This is a genomic window from Aurantimonas sp. C2-5-R2, assembly GCF_036549495.1.
GTDB lineage: Bacteria > Pseudomonadota > Alphaproteobacteria > Rhizobiales > Rhizobiaceae > Aurantimonas > Aurantimonas coralicida_A.
On the sequence record NZ_JAZHLJ010000227.1, the window covers coordinates 1 to 1,333 of the forward strand.

At 64.4% G+C, this 1,333-nt stretch carries 1 protein-coding gene; it reads left to right on the forward strand.

Annotated features, from left to right (window positions below):
• Positions 1-122 precede the first annotated feature (122 nt).
• Positions 123-1,232, forward strand: coding sequence for a hypothetical protein (locus tag VQ044_RS25155; RefSeq protein WP_327650381.1), 1,110 nt, complete (start codon positions 123-125; stop codon positions 1,230-1,232).
• The last annotated feature ends 101 nt before the right edge of the window (positions 1,233-1,333 follow it).

The following is a 1,333-nucleotide window of genomic DNA, read 5'->3' on the forward strand; positions in this document are numbered from 1 at the left end:
CCTCAGTGGAATCGGCACCCCGAGCCTAACGGCTCGAGGCGGGCAACGCCGCCCACTTCAGAGTTTCAACAGAGACCGGGACATTCCCGCCAGATGGCGCGCGCGAGCGTCTCGATGCCTTGTTGCATCCCGCCCGAACGGTGGAAGCCGAGGAAAACCTCGACGAGCCCGTCGCGGGGGCGCGGGCCGTGCTCAACTTCGTGCGCGGCGACCCGGGCAAGGCGAGCGTCAATAGTGTCAGGCGTGAACTGGAACGGCTCGCCGGGATCCGCGAGATCGCCTTGCCGGACGGCCTGTTCGACGATGCGCTGCCTCATGAGGTCGAACTCTGCCGCCAGCGCATATCGGTTCAACCGCCTTCCGATCTGCGTCGCCTGCCCGAGGCGACGCGCCGGACCTGGCTTGCAGCCTATGCTCACCTGCGCGGCCGCGCCCTGACCGACGGTCTGGTCGAGCTTCTGGTCGAGACGGTTCACGCCATCGGCGCCCGCGCCGAGCGTAAGGTCGAATTGAAGGTGATCAACGAGCTCAAGAAGGTGACCGGAAAAACCAATCTCCTCTTCGAGATCGCCAAGGCTTCCGTCGACCGGCCCGACGACACCGTGCGCCAAGTCGTGTTCCCGGTCGCCGGCGAGCAGACCCTGCACGATCTGGTCCGTGAGTATCAATCCGGACCGATGTACAGGAAGAGCCTGCGCACAACGATCCGCGGCTCCTATACGCGACACTACCGCCGCATGGTCCCGGCTTTGCTCGACGCGCTGGACTTCCGCTCCAACAATGCACTCCACCGACCAGTGATTGAAGCGCTCGGCGTGGTAAGGCGCCATGTCGCCTCGCGTCTTCGGCACTTGCCCGACGCCGAGACGATTCCGATCGAAGGCGTCGTGCGGCCCCTCTGGCGGGATGCGGTCATCGACACGGATGCGAAGGGCAAAAGGCGCGTCAACCGCCTCACCTACGAGATCTGCGTTCTGGAGACTTTGCGCGAGCGACTGCGCTCCAAGGAGGTGTGGGTGGTCGGCGCCAACCGCTACCGCAATCCCGACGAGGATCTGCCCGCTACCTTCGACGAGCATCGCGCGTCGCATTACGCAGCGCTCGGACTGCCGCTCGACGCGAACCGGTTTATCCGTGGCCTGCAGGAAGAAATGCGTGACGCCTTGGCCATGCTCGATACCGGCCTGCCGCGCAACCGGCACGTCAAGAGGGAATGTCCCGATCGATGTTGAACTTCTGAAGGGGGCGGCGTTGCCCGCCTTGAGCCGGTAGGCTCGGGGTGTCGAATCCACTTCGGAGAGCAACGCCATGAAGAAAGATACCACATCGACGA